Raw genomic sequence first — 16,770 nt, forward strand, 5'->3', positions numbered from 1 at the left:
CGCGCACTCACCGCAAACGATCAGTTGCCGGTTTCACTTTAGCTGCGCTAAAGTGAGCCATGCACATCCCGCTTCAGAGCTTCTACACCTTCTTTGTCGTCTGCCGCGCCGGCAGCATGAAGGACGCCGCGCGCGAGTTGCATGTCACGGCCGGCGCGATCAGCCAGCGCATCCGCGAGCTGGAGTTACGGCACGGCCAGCGCCTGTTCGAGCGCACCCGGGCCGGCATCACGCCTACGGCTGCCGGAGCGGCCTTGTACGCCGATATCCGGGCGCCGTTCCAGCAGATCGAAACCGTCGCGCGTCGCGACGTGGCGGACGACGCTGCGCGGCAACTGGTGGTGAGCGTGATGCCCTCGTTCGCGTCCGGATGGCTGTTGCCGCGGCTGGGCGACTTTGCCAGGCGCCATCCGGCCGTCTCGCTCTCGATCGACAGCGATGCGCGCGTGGTCGACCTGAAAACCGAGGCAGTCGATTTCGCCATCCGGCATGGCCTGGGACACTATCCCGGACTCGAAGCGCGCTGGTTGATGTCGCCTGCCATGATCGTGGTCGGCGCGCCGGATTTATTGCGCCAGGGGCCGCCGATTCGCTGCCCGGCCGATTGCCTGGCCTACCCCCTGCTGCATGACCGTGAACGCCAGGATTGGACCTTGTGGCTGCAGGCCAACGGCAGCCCATCGCCCAAGGCGCGGCGCGGCCTGTCGTTCAGCGACGAACATATGCTCGTGCGCGCCGCCAGCGAAGGGCAGGGGCTGGCGCTGGTGCGCGATATCTACGCCGGCGCCGACCTGGAGAAGGGGTCCTTGTGCAAGGCGTTGGAGGGGCAGTGGCCGACGCAGTTCGGGTATTACCTGGTCGGTTTGCCGGACAGCTTTGCCGCATCGGGCACGCGCGCTTTCGTGGACTGGATCCAGGCCGAAGCGGCGCGCTCGCCGGGCGTGCCGTAACATCAGGGGCGGGAATGGCGTGGCTGGCCGCAAGCGGATCGGTATGGCTGCATGCCATCCTCCGCGCTCTGATAGCCTGCATCGCCGACGATGGCCACGAGGCTGTTACGTGAAGGGCCGGATGGCAGACTTCGTTCAGCACTACTGACTGTTCTTGTATTTGTTCAGGTGCGCCTCGACAAACGCGTCCTTCTCGGCAGTCGCCCACGCCGGGCGCCCGGTATGCCGCAATGTGCGGAAGGTTCAGCGATTCGACATTGTCCACCGGGGAGCCGCAAGCGAATCGCGCGGTTCGCTTCGCTCAAGCTGGCGACGGGTGGGGGGGGGCAATCATGCATCCGCTCCTGCAGAGTAAGAGGCGGACTGGGAGATTGATCCGTTCAACTATGCAAGCGCTACGCATTGCAAGCATTGCCCAATAGCAATCCATGATCAGGTGATGCCAAACTACAACAGCAACCCAAGCCGGCCCTGCCGCAGCCTCTCCGCCCCTGCCAAGCTCATCAATTACATGGCACAATCGCGCCCTCGGTGCCAAAGGCACAACATCCGCGTGAATGGTTCCCATGTCTGAACAACAAATCGTCATCGCCGGCGGCGGCGTTTCCGGCCTGTACTGCGCCATCCGCCTGGCCGAAGCCGGGCACCAGGTGCTGATCCTGGAAGCCTCGTCCGACCGCTGGGGCGGGCGCATCGAAACCGAAGACATGGACGGCTTCATCGCCGAATACGGCCCGATGCGTTTCGAACCGACCCTGCAGCCGCGCTTCGCCCAGCTGTGCGCCGAACTGGGCGTGGGCCTAGTCGATTTTTCCGGCCCCTCGGCCGATGAAATCAGCGTACCGGACAGCCAGTTGCCGCCCGAAGAACAGGGCCTGAACTCGCTGCAACTGCTCAAGCGCGGCATCATGCTGGTGATGGGGCGCGACCCGGCCGACCAGGCCTGGATCGATGGCCTGACCGAAGCCGACTACAACCGCCTGCGCCGCCACGCGCAACTGCACGGCCATCCGCTGTGGGCCACCGGTTTCTGGAACGTGATGTCGGGCCAGGGCATCCTCAGCCACCGGGCGCTGGTCAAGCTGCGCGACACCGGCACCTTCTATCACATGATTCCCGAGAACCTGAACGCGATCGAATGGATCATCTGGTGGCTGCGCGCCTTGAAAACCGTGGGCCAGAAGCTGGCCAGCATCGCTGGCGGCTCGGCCAAGCTGACCGATGGCCTGATGGCCAAGATCCACAGCCTGCCCAACATCACCCTGGCCGGCGGCCACACCCTGCTCGGCTTCCGTCCGACCGGCCTGGGCCAGGCCAGCATGGAGCTGGACGTGCGCACCAAGAACGACACCATCAAGCTGCCGGCGGCGCGCCTGATCCTGGCATTGCCGCGCATGCCGCTGGTCAAGCTGGCGCAGCATCTGCCGGAGCACATCGCCACCCATCTGGATGCCGTCAACGGCTTTCCGATGCTGAAGATTTTCTTCGTCAGCAACGCGCCCTGGTGGGATTACGACCAGCCGCCGCAGCAGTACGCGAACTGCCTGCCGACCCGCGAAGTGCATTACTTCCGCCGTCCGCAGGGGCGCGATCTTGACGGCCACGGCATGGTGCTGCTGTACATGGACCGCCCTTCGACCGAGTTCTGGCGCCATTACCTGAGCGAGCCGGACAAGCACGACCGCGCCGAAGTCGACCAGGATGCGCGCATCGTCGACGCTTTCGCCCTGTTCGTCGCGCGCGACGTCAAGCGCCTGCTGGAAACGAACGAATCGCACCTCAAGCTCAACGACCACTCGAAGGCGGTGTTTCGCGACCAGACCCTGGCCCAGGCCACGGCTTACATCAAGAATTCGATCATCACCTATGGCATCCGCGACTGGGCTCGGGCGCCGTATGGGGCCGCCAACCACGGCTGGCAGCCGGGCGTGCGCTCATGGAAAGTGATGGATGCCTTCAAGGCCTTCGACTTCGGCAGCGGCGCGAAAAACGTGCACATCGTCGGCGAAGCCTATTCCGACTACCAGGGGTTCGTGGAAGGGGCGCTGAACAGTTCCGAACTGGCGCTGGAGGCGATTTTGCAGGGGCGTTAAGGTGCTGCGCTAAGCACCGTTACCGCACACCAGACAAGGCGGATTGAATATGAGGAACAACACGATATACGGTGCTGCCAGCAGCATCAAGACGACCCCACTGGCGCGCTTTGCTGTGTCCAAGGCGCCCTCCTTGTCTATCTTACGCGCAACGCCAACCACGTCGACTGCGACGACGTAGGGCTTGTTCAGCGTCCGGGTGGTCGCCTCGTTCGCGAGCGCCACACTCTCAAAGCGTTCACCGGTAATATGTGCTCTTAATTCAAAGCCGCCATCCCCAGACTCGATGAGTCCGAGTCGTAGCGCTTCCTCGCGTTGTTGGGGAGCGAGCGTGCCGCCGGTGCGAATGCGGTAACTTCCGGTGATTCTATTGTCCGGATTCACCGTAAAGTTGCCGAAGGACCCTGTGAACTCCTTCTTGAAGCTGGCATTCAATGCTTTGCCAAGCGCATGCATGTCGTCGAACAGATAGTGGTAGCGTTCGCCGAGCACAATGAGCTTTCCGGCCTTCGGCGAAAACAGGATATTCTCGATTTTTTCGTCGTAGCCGAATCTGCGCCTGCTCTGAGACCCGGGCTCTTGTTGCTCCTCAGATACACATCCGGCCATCATAAAGAATGGCATCGCGGCACCTGCAAACAGTAGTTTTCTTCTTGATTCGTTTGTTTTGGCAGGCATAGGGCAGGTCCACAATTTGATCTGGTGCGGATACTACGGCAAGCCTGACAGACGTACTATCCGCGTCTTCTCGTATCGTTTTCCGATACCGTTCGTCTAGGCGGATTCAACCTGTGGCGCCGGGGTATGCTCGCGCCTCTTCCTTTTCGGTCAGATACCGAAAACGGCATTTCGCTACTTTTGGCAGAGGAAATCGGTTTGGCGACTTCAACGATAAATAGTTTCGGACTGGCTGCCCGTCTTCCGCTGCTGGCCTCCCTCTGCCTTGCGCTCGCGGCTTGTTCGACCCCGCGCACCCCGGTGGTATGGATTCAAATCGAGAAAGAAAAGACGACGCTGCCTGACGGGATTGCTGTCGAATCCTTGTCGGTCAGTGGCGATTTTTTGCGAGCGCCATGGATTATTGAACTGCTCAGCGACCGAAATTTGAAGATGCTGGAAATCCAACCGGCACGTTCAGGCTACGATCCCCAGCTCGCAGCGCTCACGTATGGCGAAAGCACTTGGCACATGCCGGTTGCGCTATTCAAATTCGTGCAGCTGCGCTTGGCACCCAAGGGTGATCCAAGCTGTCTCGACGATGCGAAATTACCGTCCGAGCTGAGTAGAGCGATCGAGCGGCCCCCGGTCGTGGCGGACACCTGTCTTGCAATGATGATTTCACCTGTCAGCACGGCCACTCATAGCATCCGGCTGCGCGAGCGGGACGGCGACATGCGCTTTAATCGGTGGGAGCTTGTTGAAGCGGCAGGCAATAAGGTCCTGGCATCGTTGAGTACCGATAACACGTCAGTGACGCGAGGGCCCGGCACAGAACTGCGCTTGTTCGATTCCCGAGCACCACACACAGCGTTGCTGGCTCTGGCTAATCGAAGCGACGCGTCCGGGCCGCCGTCCGACCGGTTTTACATGAAGCGTATCGTTGTCGCATCGGCCCACCCGGATCCGCAACTCTCCGGCAAGAGCGGGGCCGATGTACCGGTGTCGACGCGTCGCTTGTTCTACACCAAACCCAAGACTGGTTTTCTGAGTAGTGAAGATTGGCCGAAGGCCGTTACCGAAGCGCGTACAACAGGGTGGGGTGATCATCACGGCGACTTACTTGAGCAAGCCAGCGGTGTACGCTGGAACCTGGATCTGAGCATTGCACCCGAAGTACCTGGTTCCCACATCGAGCGCCCACAGTTTCATGTGGAGGCGGGCGACCGGGGCTTTTATGTGAGACCCGATATCTTCGATCCGGCGAAACGGCATTGGCTTAGCCGTTACGATGCGCAAGGCAAGCTTCTCTGGCAGGTATTTGTTGTACGCACTGGCTATCGGGCCGAGGACAATGACTGTTCCGGGAAATTCGAGCTTGCGCGCGCTACCCCGCAAGAGATTGTTTTTCAACGGAATTGCTATGGGGCTGGCGACGTCGCGGGCCTTCAGCGGGTAGAAGAACTGTTCATCAAAAAGAGGGACATCGCCGTGCAACTCGGGCGAACTAAGCTGAACTGACGGTGCGCACCACGCGTGCTGATGGCTCCAGTTCGCTACTCCGGCCGCGCACCATTCTGTAGGGACGGGCCCGCCAGGCGCGAGCACACATGCCGCCATTCCGATGCAATGGCCCGCCTACTGGCCGGTGTGTTTTTCATCAAGGCGCGGCGCCAACTACCGCGCCTACATCAATGCCGGACTCCACCCGACCTGCGCTGTCCATGGCGCGCCGGGTGCTGCCCACGTACGCGATCATAAAAGTCGTACTTTCAAGGATCTGGTAGATGCATATCTTGTACAGAGGCTATCGGATCAGCGATCTGGCGGGAAGACGCAAGCCGGGATAGCGGCAGCCAGCCGGCGCGTAGTGCAATGCGGTGTGCCCACGCGCCAAAAAGATTGTCATCCCGGCTACGTGCGCTTCCGAACGGACGGCCTCGCTCCCTGCGGGCACAATGGCTTCATTCGATTGCAATGCCCGGCCCCCAGCCGGTGCATTTTCCGTTTAAGGCGCGGCCTCAAGAGCCGCGCCGTCTTTTAGCGTCGCGCCTTGCATTCCCGGCCGCCGTCCGCGCACGATCACGCTTTATCAAGGAATACACCATGTCATTTAATCACGTCGTCGTCTGGCTCGACCAGGTCGAAGCTCACGTTATCCATTTCACGCGCGATGCCGCCGAGTCGGAAGTCATCAAGACCGCCTCCGTCCATTCGCAGCATAAAAAAGCCGGCGTCGATGCCAGCGTCCAATCGGAACAGAATCCCGATTACCTGAACGAGATCGCCGCCGCCATCGAAGCCGCCCAGGAAATCCTGATCGTCGGCCCGGGCCAGGAAAAGCTGGTTTTCATCAAGCACCTGGAAAAGCAGCACGCCGCTATCGCCGCCAAGGTCGTCAGCGTCGAAACGGTCGACCATCCGAACGATGGCCAACTGCTCGCCTTCGCGCGCAAGTATTTTGTCAAAGAAGGCATCATGCATTAAGCATGGCGCATTGAGCATGACGTAAAAAAACCGGGAGCGCCGTTAGCGGGCACTCCCGGTTTTTTTACGTCCGCCGAAGGTCGGGCAACTCAGGCGTGCGCCGCGTCGAGCTTGAACACGCGCACCACGTCGGCCAACTGGGCCGCCTGGTTCTGCATCGACTGGGCCGCCGCTGCCGCTTGTTCCACCAGCGCGGCATTCTGCAAGGTCATTTCGTCGAGCTTGACGATGGCCTGGTCGACGCTGCGGATGTCCGCGCTCTGCTCGCGCGTGGCCGATGAAATATCGTCCATGATCTGGCTCACGCGTTGCACCCCCGCGACCACTTCGCGCATGGTGTTGCCCGCTTGCTCGACCAGGATGGTGCCGGTGCCGACCTTGGCCACCGAATCGTCGATCAGCAATTTGACTTCCTTGGCGGCCGCCGCCGAGCGCTGCGCGAGGTTGCGCACTTCGGTTGCCACGACCGCGAAGCCGCGCCCTTGTTCGCCGGCCCGGGCCGCCTCTACGGCGGCGTTCAGCGCCAGGATGTTGGTCTGGAACGCAATCCCATCGATCACCGCAATAATGTCCACGATCTTGCGCGAGGAAGCATTGATCACGCCCATTGTCGCCACCACCCCATCGACCGCTTCGCCGCCGCGTACCGATACTTCCGACGCCGCCTGCACCAGTTTGCCGGCGCTGGCCGCGTACCCGGCATTGCGTTCGACCGAGCCGACCAGCTGGGCCATCGAGGCCGCCACCTCGGCCAGCGCCGAGGCCTGGTGCTCGGTGCGGCTGGACAGGTCGATATTGCCGGCCGCGATTTCGCTCGATGCCAGCGCCATCGATTCGGTGCCCTGCCGCACCTGCGCGACGATCCCGCTCAGGCTGTCGCGCATGGTCTTGATCGCAAACACCAGGCTCGATGGGATGGCCGATTGCACATTCACCGCATGCTGCAACTGGCCCTCGGCGATGCGCTGCGCCACTTCGGTGGCATACGCCGGTTCGCCGCCGAGCTGGCGCAGCAGGCCGCGCACGATCAGAAAGGCGACGCTCGTGCACACCAGCACCGCCAGGATGCTCAGCGCGCCGATCCAGAGCGTCGCGCTGGCCGCCCGGCGGCTGGCCTGGCCGCTGGCCGCATTGCTCTGCGACTGGACTTTTTTCAGCAGAACGTCGATGTCGGCCACGATCTGGCGCCGCAGCGGGCTGCACTCGTTGACCAGGAACTGGCCGAAGGCATCCATCTCGGCTTTGGCGCGGTACTGGCGCGGGCGTTCGAGTTCCTTCGCCATCGCCTGCAAGCCCGCCTTGACCTTGGCGAAGTCGGTATCGGCGCCGAACACTTTATCGAGCCGTGCCAGCGCGTCCAGGTAGAGCGCCTTCTGCTGGTCGACGATGTCGAGCTCTCTGGTGGCGGCGCCGTTGTCCACGAAGATGAAGGCATTGCGCGCGGCGATGCCGGTCTGGTCCAGCGCTTCGCGCGCCACGTACAGCGGATCGAGTTGCTCGGCGGTCACCTTGTTGAGACTGACAACATCATTTTCGACGCTGTGCATTTGCACGACAGCAAAGATGGCCAGTCCCAAGGTGATGAAGAGCATCAAGGCAAAGGCGCTGTAGAGTTTGGTAGCAATTTTCATGGTGGGGAAGGTGAGCAAGGTCGAGCGGTCGGGAATCGATGGCGTCGCTCAACCAGGCAACAGTGTGAGCACGGGAAAATTGCTGAATCTGTTAATATTCTGAACCGAAACTTTCTTATAATCAATAAACATTTGACGATAATGACGATTGGTCGTTCATCTGATGGATTTTGAGCAACGTTCGTCAATTTCGATAAATACGCGCTTGGGCAAATGACATTTGCGCGTTACACTGAATTTTTCTTCAAAGCAATTAACCATGTCTGGCCCATCAACAGCGACCTCCGATCCCGTCATGACTACCAGCGACGCCGCCCGCCTCCTGGGTGTGGCCACCAGTACGGTGCAGCTGTGGATGGAAAGCGGGGCGATTGCCTCGTGGAAGACCCCGGGGGGACATCGCCGTGCGTTGATGAGTTCGGTGCTGCGCATGACCCGGCCGGCTCCATCCGCCGCCACGGCGCAGGTCAGCCCCGCTGCGCCGCTGGCGCCCGAATTCACCCTGCTGGCCGACCCGCCGTATCCGGTGCCGCGACAGGAGCAGGCGCGCCTGGCCGCGCTGGCGGCGCTGCAGCTGGTGCCCTCGGCCCCCGAGGAGCGCTTCGACCGCATCGTGCGCCTGGCGTCGCTGGTGACCGATTGCCCGATCGCGCTCATTACCTTGCTGACGGCGCAGCGCCAGTGGTTCAAGGCACGGGTTGGTTTGAAAGCGGCCGAGACGCCGCGTGAATGGGCGTTCTGCACGCACGCCATCCTGCAGCGTGAGCCGTTCATCGTCGAAGACGCCTTGCAGGACCCGCGCTTTCGCCATAATCGGCTAGTGACGGGCGCGCCGGAGATCCGCTTTTACGCGGCGTTTCCTTTAGTCGGTGTCAATGACCTGGCGCTCGGTACGCTGTGCGTGATCGACCGCGAGCCGCGCCGGCTCAAGAGCCGCGAACTGCAGGGGCTGGAAGACTTGGCCAACATGGCCATGCGCGAACTGAACACGCCGCCGCGCGGCTAGGAGTCTGCGCGGCAGAACGTTTTCAGGCTAGTTTCCGACATTTTCAGGGGTGCTTGACCCCTTCCCAAGGTCGAGAAAATCGATTCTGGAGCGTTCTGAAAGGTCGAAAAAATGAACCGTGATTTCCGTTTCTTCTGCCGCGTGGACTCCTATGGGCTGGCTAGCAGCCTGTCGGACTTGGGATCGTCGGCTGCAAAAATACCTGGGACGGTCCATATTTCGCCGCTTTCTCGGCCAATAGCTCGCTATTGGCACTGCGAAATCGTCAAAATCTGGCCTCGCCCAGCTATTTTTTCGCTTCGACTCCCCAAGTCCGACAGGCTGCTAGGCTGATGCTGCTTCACTGTGGAAGACGGCATCCAGACCAGGCGCGTCCAAGCTGCGCTGGCACCACTGTTCGAGGTCCGCCTGGGTGGCCGCGGCGATACGTTGCGCCGCCGCTTCGGGCAGGTCGCCGAAGCGCTTGCGCAACAGTTGCGTCAGCACGCCACGCAGGGCGCTGAGTTGTCCTTCTGTTTTGCCTTCTGTCCTGCCCTTGGCCCAGCCTTCAGCCTGCCCTTTTTCGTTTCCCTTCTGAAAGCCGATGTCTTCAAATTCCTTGGCCCAGGTTGCATATTTACGTCCCATGTCGGTGATCTCCTCAGCACTGTCGAACGTGAACGACGCTGGCTCGCTGCGCCGCTTCGCCAGGCATTCAATCCATACCTCCACCGAGCGCATCAAGCTCGCTTGCGGCGCATTGTTGAACCAGGTGACGAGCGCGGGCAAGATGGTGTTTCTGACCTCGGAAGCGCTCGAAAGTTCCATCCGAAACAGCAGCGCCAGCAGGGTGGAATTGGCTTCGAGCGCCTCGGCATCCGAGCGCTGCTGGTCGATCAGGACGTAACGCTGAGATGCCTGGAACGACGCCAGTTCGGCGGGCGCGTCCATGAACAGCGCGGCCAGGTCGGTGCTGGGGCTCCAATGCGGCACGCCGTTGTAGAACACCAGCGGCAGCACCAGCGGCAACAGCAAGGACGGCGGCAATTGATGCCGCTTGACCAGGTTCTTGCACAGCAAACCCACATAGTTCTGCATGCACAGCGCCATCCAGCGGTCCACGCCGGACTGGAATTCGAGCAGGATGTACACGTACAGGAATTGCTCGCCGATCTTGACGCGCCAGACGATGTCGTTCTGGCGCGCCGCCAGGCCTTCGCTGACATACGCCGGATCGGCCGCTTCGAAGCAGGACAGCGCCACATCGTCGAACAGCTTGAACGGCGTAAAGTTCGTGACCAGTTCACGCACCAGCTCCGGATAGGTGAACAGCGAACGGTAACCGAGGTCGTGATAGGTAGGCATGAGGCATTCTAGCCAGCGAACCCGCTGAACCTTTGCGCTGCATCAGTCGTGCGCGGCGTTTCCTTTAGTCAGCATTAGGCCGACGTCGCTCTGTCACCGAAGACGGCATCCAGACCCGGCGCGTCCAGGCTGCGCTGGCACCACTGTTCGAGGTCCGCCTGGGTGGCTGCGGCGATACGTTGCACCGCCGCTTCCGGCAGGTCGCCGAAGCGCTTGTGCAACAGATGCGTGAGCACGCCGCGTAGTGCGCTCAGTTGCCCTTCCGTCCGGCCTTCCGCCTTGCCTTTTTCGCTTCCTTTCTGAAAACCGATGTCTTCGAATTCCTCGGCCCAGGTTGCATATTTACGTCCCATGTCGGTGACCTCCTCTATACTGTCGAACGTGAACGATGCCGGCTCGCCGCGCCGCTTCGCCAGGCATTCAATCCATACCTCCACCGAGCGCATCAAGCTCGCTTGCGGTGCATCGTTGAACCAGGTGACGAGCGCGGGCAAGATGGTGTTTCTGACCTCGGAAGCGCTCGAAAGTTCCATCCGAAACAGCAGCGCCAGCAAGGTGGAATTGCTTTCCAGCGTCTCGGCATCCAGGCGCTGCTGATCGATCAGGAAGTAGCGCTGGGATGGCTGGAACGGCGCCAGTTCGGCGGGCGCGTCCATGAACAGAGCGGCCAGGTCCGTGCTGGCGCTCCAATGCGGCACGCCGTTGTAGAACACCAGCGGCAGCACCGGCGGCAAGTGCAAAGACGGCGCTAACGCATGCCGCTTGACCAGGCTCTGACACAGCAAACCCACATAGTTCTGCATGCGCAGCGCCATCCAGCGGTCCACGCCGGACTGGAATTCGAGCAGGATGTACACGTACAGGAATTGCTCGCCGATCTTGACGCGCCAGACGATGTCGTTCTGGCGCGCCGCCAAGCCTTCGCTGACATACACCGGATCGGCCGGTTCGAAGCAGGACAGCGCGATATTGTCGAACAGCTTGAACGGCGTAAAGTTCGTGACCAGTTCACGCACCAGCTCCGGATGGGTGAACAGCGAACGGTAACCGAGGTCGTGATAGGTAGGCATGAGGCATTCTAGCCAGCGAACCCGCTGAACCTTTGCGCTGCATCAGGCGTGCGCGGCGCCGCCGGGCAGGTGCTAGTCCTGGCCGGGCCTCTCCTGGCCGGGCCTCTCCAGGCGCGCGACACGCGGCGCACCGGTGGGCACATAGCGCAGCAGGTAGATGGTCACGCCGGCGCCGATACACAGCAGCAGCACGGTCAGGCCGGTGCGCTGCAGGCGCAGCATCGAATACGCCAGCGACGCCCACATCAGCACGATGATGGTGATCTTGGCGCGGCGCGGGATGCCGCGCCCTTGCTCGAAATCGCTCAGGTATTTGCCGAAGACTTTGTTCCCCAGCAGCCAGCCATGCAGGCGCGGCGAGCCGCGCACGAAGCACGCCGAGGCGAGCAGCAGGAAGGGTGTGGTCGGCAACAGCGGCAGGAAAATGCCGAGGATGCCCAGCAGCACGGCAAGGCAACCGATGATGTTCAGCAGCAGTTTCATGTGGGGTCCTGGGTTGCCGTGGAGGAGGGTGCGGCCGCTGTCGAACCGCCCGCGAGCGCGCATCCTACCACTTGGCCGGCGCGCTAAGAATACGGGCGCGTGGCCGTCATGCGTTCCCAGAGGCGTTCGAGCAGCCCGTGCATGAAGCATACGGCCCGGTTCACCACCGACTTGTACGCCAGCGCAAAGCCCGACGGCGCCGCTATGCGCGCACGCGGGGCCGTAGCGCGTGGCGCCGGTGAAGCGATGGCCACCTTGGCCGCCGCTTTCTGCGCCGAGCGCGACGGTTCTTTCTCGACGCTGCAGTTGCAGCCGAGCAGGTGCATGGTGGCGACCAGGCGCTGCGCCGTCATATGGTCGAGCCGGCTGCGTACGACGGCGTTCGGCGACCCCAGCATCGCCAGCGCCTGTTCGCGCGTGCATTTGAGCAGCGGCGCCAGCTTGTCGAGCAGGGCGCTCGTATTCACGTTTTTTTGGATGCTGGTGAGCACCACCCGAAAGCGCGCCGGACGGTACACCAGGCCGGCCTGGGTGTCGATCACCGTCAGCGACAGCGCGCCGGCGCGGCGCAGCACGAACGAGAGCACCTCGATATTTTTGTATGACAGGGTGAGCACGCCGATGTCGCCGGTCAGGCAGTCGAGCAGCGGCGTGTCGCCCCACGGACAGGCCGCCGCGCTGGCGCGGCTGTAGGCGCCGCTCGAAGCGCACGGATAGCGCGCCGTGATGGCCTCGTAAAACTGCAGCAGGCGCGCCGACGGCGGCAAGTCCATCGAGGTATGCGCGAGCGTGTTGGCAAACCCCCGGACTGACAGATTGTCGGAAGGCACTGGCGGGACCACCACTTTCAAGATGTAGCTCATCCGAAAATATTGATGCTTAGAGGAAACGCGTAGTGTATGCCATTTGGCGCCTGGCGCGGAAGAAGCGCGTAGCGGCGTGGCGCGATTGAGACAATCGGAGGCAAAACGTCGCGCCGCCCTTGCTGTCCGGATGTTATCGACGTCTTTACAGCACCTTGTTCGGCGTCGCCGACGCCACCCCGCGCGCTAACGCCGCCGCCGTAGGCCGCATCGGCCCGGGCGCAGTTGGCGATATGCCGTTCCTGCACCGCGTGCGAAGCGCCGCCCAGCGAGCGCGCCGTGTTGTCCATCAAAATCTGCTGCTGGGCCGGCGTCATCAGGCGGAACAGGGCGCCCGGCTGGCTGTAATAGTCCTCGTCGACCCGGTGGTCCCAGTGCGCGGCGGCGCCGTCGATGGCCAGCGGCGGCTCGGAAAATCGGGCTGCTGCTGCCACTGCCCTTTGGAGTTGGGTTCATAGCCGATGGTGGCGCCATGGTTGCCGTCGATCCGCATGGCGCCGTCGCGGTGGTAGCTGTGCACCGGGCAGCGCGGCGCGTTGACCGGGATCTGGTGGTGGTTCACGCCGAGCCGGTAGCGCTGGGCGTCGCCATACGAGAACAGGCGCGATTGCAGCATCTTGTCCGGCGAAAAACTCACGCCCGGCACCACGTTGGCGGGCGTAAATGCCGCCTGTTCCACATCGGCAAAGTAATTCTCGGCGTTGCGGTTCAGCTCCAGCACGCCCACATCGATCAAAGGGTAGTCCTTGTGCGGCCATACCTTGGTCAGGTCGAAGGGATTGATGTGATAGGTCGCCGCATCGCGTTCCGGCATCACTTGCACCTGGAAGCGCCAGCGCGGGAACTCGCCGTTCTCGATGCTGTCGAACAGGTCGCGCTGGTGGGTTTCGCGGTCGCGCCCGACCAGTTCGGTCGCTTCGGCGTCGCTCAGGTTTTTAATGCCCTGCTGGCACACGAAGTGGAACTTCACCCAAAAGCGTTCGTTCGCGGCGTTGATGACGCTGTACGTGTGCGAGCCGAAGCCGTGCATGTGGCGGTACGAGGCAGGAATGCCGCGTTCGCTCATCACAATGGTGACCTGGTGCAGCGCTTCCGGCAGCAGGGTCCAGAAGTCCCAGTTGTTTTCGGCGCTGCGCAGATTGGTTTTGGGGTCTCGTTTGACCGCGTGGTTAAGGTCCGGGAACTTGAGCGGGTCGCGCATGAAAAACACCGGGGTGTTGTTGCCGACAATATCCCAGTTGCCTTGTTCGGTGTAGAGCTTGACGGTAAACCCGCGGATGTCGCGTTCGGCGTCGGCCGCGCCGCGCTCGCCGGCCACGGTCGAAAAACGCATGAACAGCGGCGTCGTCTTGCCCACCTCGGCAAACAGGGTGGCCTTGCTGAAGCGCGTGATGTCGTGGGTGACGGTAAAGGTACCGAATGCGCCTGATCCCTTGGCGTGCATGCGCCGTTCCGGGATTACTTCGCGGTCGAAGTGAGCCAGTTTTTCCAGGTGCCATACGTCCTGCAGCAATAGCGGGCCGCGTGGGCCGGCGCTTTGCGTGTTCTGGTTGTCGGGCACCGGGGCGCCCGCGGCCGTGGTCAGTTTGTTCATGGAAGCTTCTTTCAGAGGAGTGGACAGCAATGGCGGCGCCATCGCGGGGCGCCGGCCGATGTTTTGATGGATGAAGCTTGTCAGCCGGGCGCCGGCAAAAACGAATCAGGACTGGATAAACGCCAGCAGGTCGGCGTTGACCCGGTCCTTGTGCGTGTCGGTCAGGCCATGCGGGGCGCCCGGATACACCAGCAAGGTCGCATGTTTGATCAGCCTGGCCGCCGCCTTGCCGGCCGCCTCGATCGGCACGATCTGGTCGTCGCCGCCGTGGATGATCAGGGTCGGCATGGTGAACTTTTTCAGGTCCTCGCTGAAGTCGGTTTCCGAGAACGCCTTGATCGAGTCGTAGGTATTTTTGTGGCCGCCCATCATGCCCTGCATCCACCACGCCTGCACCAGGCCCTCGGAGCGGGTCGCGCCGGAGCGGTTGAAGTTGTAGAACGGGCCGCCGGCGATGTCCCGGTACAGCTCGGCGCGGTTGGCCAGGGCGCCGGCGCGGATGCCGTCGAATACACTGATCGGCAGGCCGCCCGGATTGGCCTCGGTTTGCAGCATCAGCGGCGGCACCGCCGAGATCAGCCCGGCCTTGGCTACCCGCTTGCCGCCATGACGGCCGATGTAGCGCGCCACTTCGCCGCCGCCGGTCGAAAAGCCGAGCAGCACGGCATCTTTCACGTCGAGCTTGTCGAGCAACTGGGCCAGGTCGTCGGCGTAGTGGTCCATGTCGTTGCCGTCCCACGGCTGGCTCGAACGGCCGTGGCCGCGCCGGTCGTGGGCGATGCAGCGGTAGCCCTGGCCGGCCAGGAAGATCATCTGCGACTCCCAGCTGTCCGCATTGAGCGGCCAACCGTGGCAGAACACGATGGGCTGGCCGTGGCCCCAGTCCTTGTAATAGTCTCGACGCCGTCGCTGGTTGTCAATGTGCTCATCGCTGGTTCTCCGTGGGGTGGTCGGGAAGCGCGGGATGCGCCCGCCGCGGCAGGATAGAGCGACGGGCGCGAAGGCGCATCACCGGAAAGAGGGATGGCCGCCAGGTCCATGTTGTGGCAGGCGATGATTGGCGGCATTATTCCGCATGGGTTAAAATGAGAACAATTCTCATTTGCATTTAAATCTCATGTCCACAGCCGAGCTCGTACAACAGCAAGCCATGCACGCGCTTTACCGTGGCCATCACGGCTGGCTGACCGGCTGGCTGCGCCACAAGCTCGGTTGTTCGGCCCAGGCCGCCGACCTGGCGCAGGACACCTTCGTGCGCGTGCTGGCGGCACGCAACGTGACCCGCATCGCCGAGCCGCGCGCCTACCTTGCCACCGTCGCGCGCGGCATCCTGGTCAACTGGTACCGCCGCCAGGCGCTCGAGCGGGCCTGGCTCGACGCCATCGCCCAACTGCCCGAAGCGAGCGTGCCTTCGGCCGAAGAGCGCTACCTGCTGCTCGACACCCTGCAACGGGTCGACGCCATGCTCGACGCGCTGGCGCCGCTGGTGCGGCGCGCCTTCCTGCTGTCCCAGTTAGATGGCATGACCTACGACGCCATCGCCGTCGAACTCGGGGTATCGGCCATCACCGTCAAGCGCTACATGAAACAAGCTTTCCTGCACTGCCTGCTGCTGGCCGACCAGGACGGCGCGTGAGCACGCCGATCGCCCCGCGCATCCTGGAACAAGCGGCCGCCTGGCTGGCGCAACTGCACAGCGGCGAGGCGAGCGACGCCGAGCGTGCCGCCTGCGCCCGCTGGCGTGAGCAGGATCCCGAGCATGCGCGCACCTGGGCCCGCGCCGAAGCGCTGATGAACCAGCTGGGCGGCCTGCCGCCGGCGCTGGCGCTGCCGCTGCTCGAGCGCCGCCCCAGCCGCACGCGCCGCAAGGCCCTCGGCGGCGCCGGCGCCCTGCTGGTGCTGCTGCCGGCCGGCTGGCTCGGCTGGCGCATGAGCGCGCCCGCGCACCGCACCGGCGGCGGCGAGCGGCGCGAACTGCTGCTGGCCGACGGCAGCCGCGTCACCCTGGGCAGCGCCAGCGCCATCGATGTGCGTTTCGACGCCGCGCAGCGCCTGCTGCTGCTGCGGGAAGGCGAGATCCTGGTCCGCACCGCGCCGGACCAGGCCGGCGCTCACCGGCCTTTTCGCGTGGCCAGCGCCCATGGCCGCATGGAAGCGCTCGGCACGCGCTTTACCGTGCGCGCGTACCAGGGCCGCACCAGCGTGGTTGTGCTCGATGGCGCGGTGCGCATCGAGCCGGCGCACGGCGCCGCGCTGACGCTGCGCGCCGGCCAGCAAACGGCGTTTACCGCCAGCGCGGCCGCCCCGCCCGCCGACACGGTCGACGCCGCATCCTGGACGCGCGGCATGCTGCTGGCCGACAAAATGCCGCTGGCCGAGCTGCTGGCCGAACTGGCGCGCTACCGCGGCGGCGTGCTGCGCTGCGACCCGCAACTGGCGGCGCTGCCGGTGTCCGGCGCGTTCCCGGTCGGCGGCCCGGCCGAGACGGAGCGCGCACTGGCCATGCTGGCCGCCACCTATCCGCTGCAAGTCCAGGCCCGCCTGGGCGGTTGGTGGACCACCCTGGTGCCCGTGAAAAAATAATCGGGGGAT

At 63.2% G+C, this 16,770-nt stretch carries 13 protein-coding genes and 2 pseudogenes; 7 read left to right on the forward strand and 8 right to left on the reverse strand.

The features are described from left to right. The first annotated feature begins 59 nt into the window (after positions 1–59). Positions 60–950 carry a LysR substrate-binding domain-containing protein gene (locus tag F2P46_RS12530; protein ID WP_166889663.1) on the forward strand — a complete coding sequence of 297 codons (891 nt, stop codon included), beginning with the start codon at positions 60–62 and terminating at the stop codon, positions 948–950. Positions 951–1,516: 566 nt separating this feature from the next. Further along, the gene (locus F2P46_RS12535; protein WP_166889666.1) at positions 1,517–3,043 is read left to right on the forward strand and encodes an FAD-dependent oxidoreductase; all 1,527 of its coding nucleotides are present in this window, start codon (positions 1,517–1,519) and stop codon (positions 3,041–3,043) included. A gap of 9 nt (positions 3,044–3,052) precedes the next feature. Here F2P46_RS12535 and F2P46_RS12540 read toward each other — a convergent pair whose 3' ends face one another. Continuing rightward, entirely contained in the window at positions 3,053–3,721 is a 669-nt protein-coding gene (locus tag F2P46_RS12540; RefSeq protein ID WP_166889669.1) for a hypothetical protein, read from the reverse strand. 126 nt (positions 3,722–3,847) lie between these two features. Between F2P46_RS12540 and F2P46_RS12545 the strand changes: the two genes are divergently transcribed. Together F2P46_RS12545 and F2P46_RS12550 are read left to right on the forward strand one after the other, a co-directional pair. Next, entirely contained in the window at positions 3,848–5,221 is a 1,374-nt protein-coding gene (locus tag F2P46_RS12545; RefSeq protein ID WP_166889672.1) for a hypothetical protein, read from the forward strand. A 585-nt stretch (positions 5,222–5,806) separates the two neighbouring features. Continuing rightward, entirely contained in the window at positions 5,807–6,187 is a 381-nt protein-coding gene (locus F2P46_RS12550) for a translational machinery protein (protein ID WP_166889675.1), read from the forward strand. An 89-nt stretch (positions 6,188–6,276) separates the two neighbouring features. Here the strand turns inward: F2P46_RS12550 and F2P46_RS12555 are convergent, their stop codons facing one another. Beyond that, a complete protein-coding gene (locus tag F2P46_RS12555) occupies positions 6,277–7,818 on the reverse strand; it encodes a methyl-accepting chemotaxis protein (RefSeq protein WP_166889677.1) in 1,542 nt (513 codons plus the stop codon). Positions 7,819–8,113: 295 nt separating this feature from the next. On the opposite strand from F2P46_RS12555, the gene F2P46_RS12560 reads away from it, so the two are divergent. After that, complete coding sequence (locus F2P46_RS12560) at positions 8,114–8,824, forward strand: GAF domain-containing protein (RefSeq protein ID WP_229509251.1); 711 nt, start codon at positions 8,114–8,116, stop codon at positions 8,822–8,824. A gap of 324 nt (positions 8,825–9,148) precedes the next feature. On the opposite strand, the gene F2P46_RS12565 is transcribed toward F2P46_RS12560, so the two are convergent. The 6 genes and pseudogenes from F2P46_RS12565 to F2P46_RS12590 all read right to left on the reverse strand — a co-directional run. Continuing rightward, a complete protein-coding gene (locus tag F2P46_RS12565; protein ID WP_166889683.1) occupies positions 9,149–10,168 on the reverse strand; it encodes an Rpn family recombination-promoting nuclease/putative transposase in 1,020 nt (339 codons plus the stop codon). A 74-nt stretch (positions 10,169–10,242) separates the two neighbouring features. Then, a complete protein-coding gene (locus F2P46_RS12570; protein WP_166889686.1) occupies positions 10,243–11,238 on the reverse strand; it encodes an Rpn family recombination-promoting nuclease/putative transposase in 996 nt (331 codons plus the stop codon). A gap of 72 nt (positions 11,239–11,310) precedes the next feature. Beyond that, on the reverse strand, positions 11,311–11,721 hold the full coding sequence (locus F2P46_RS12575) for a YbaN family protein (protein ID WP_166889689.1): 411 nt from the start codon (positions 11,719–11,721) through the stop codon (positions 11,311–11,313). An 83-nt stretch (positions 11,722–11,804) separates the two neighbouring features. Beyond that, on the reverse strand, positions 11,805–12,584 hold the full coding sequence (locus F2P46_RS12580) for a hypothetical protein (RefSeq protein ID WP_166889692.1): 780 nt from the start codon (positions 12,582–12,584) through the stop codon (positions 11,805–11,807). A gap of 182 nt (positions 12,585–12,766) precedes the next feature. Beyond that, positions 12,767–14,178: pseudogene (locus F2P46_RS12585) on the reverse strand (catalase); the annotation flags it as partial. 105 nt (positions 14,179–14,283) lie between these two features. After that, a pseudogene (locus tag F2P46_RS12590) lies at positions 14,284–15,107 on the reverse strand (alpha/beta fold hydrolase); the annotation flags it as partial. Positions 15,108–15,295: 188 nt separating this feature from the next. Between F2P46_RS12590 and F2P46_RS12595 the strand changes: the two are divergent. Next, on the forward strand, positions 15,296–15,814 hold the full coding sequence (locus tag F2P46_RS12595) for a sigma-70 family RNA polymerase sigma factor (protein WP_166889695.1): 519 nt from the start codon (positions 15,296–15,298) through the stop codon (positions 15,812–15,814). Next, entirely contained in the window at positions 15,811–16,761 is a 951-nt protein-coding gene (locus F2P46_RS12600) for a FecR domain-containing protein (RefSeq protein WP_166889698.1), read from the forward strand. Before F2P46_RS12595 ends, F2P46_RS12600 begins: the two co-directional genes overlap by 4 nt. Positions 16,762–16,770: the final 9 nt, after the last annotated feature.

Origin of the sequence: Massilia sp. CCM 8734 (assembly GCF_011682155.1) — a bacterium.
In the GTDB taxonomy this organism is placed as follows: Bacteria; Pseudomonadota; Gammaproteobacteria; order Burkholderiales; family Burkholderiaceae_D; genus Telluria_A; species Telluria_A rubra.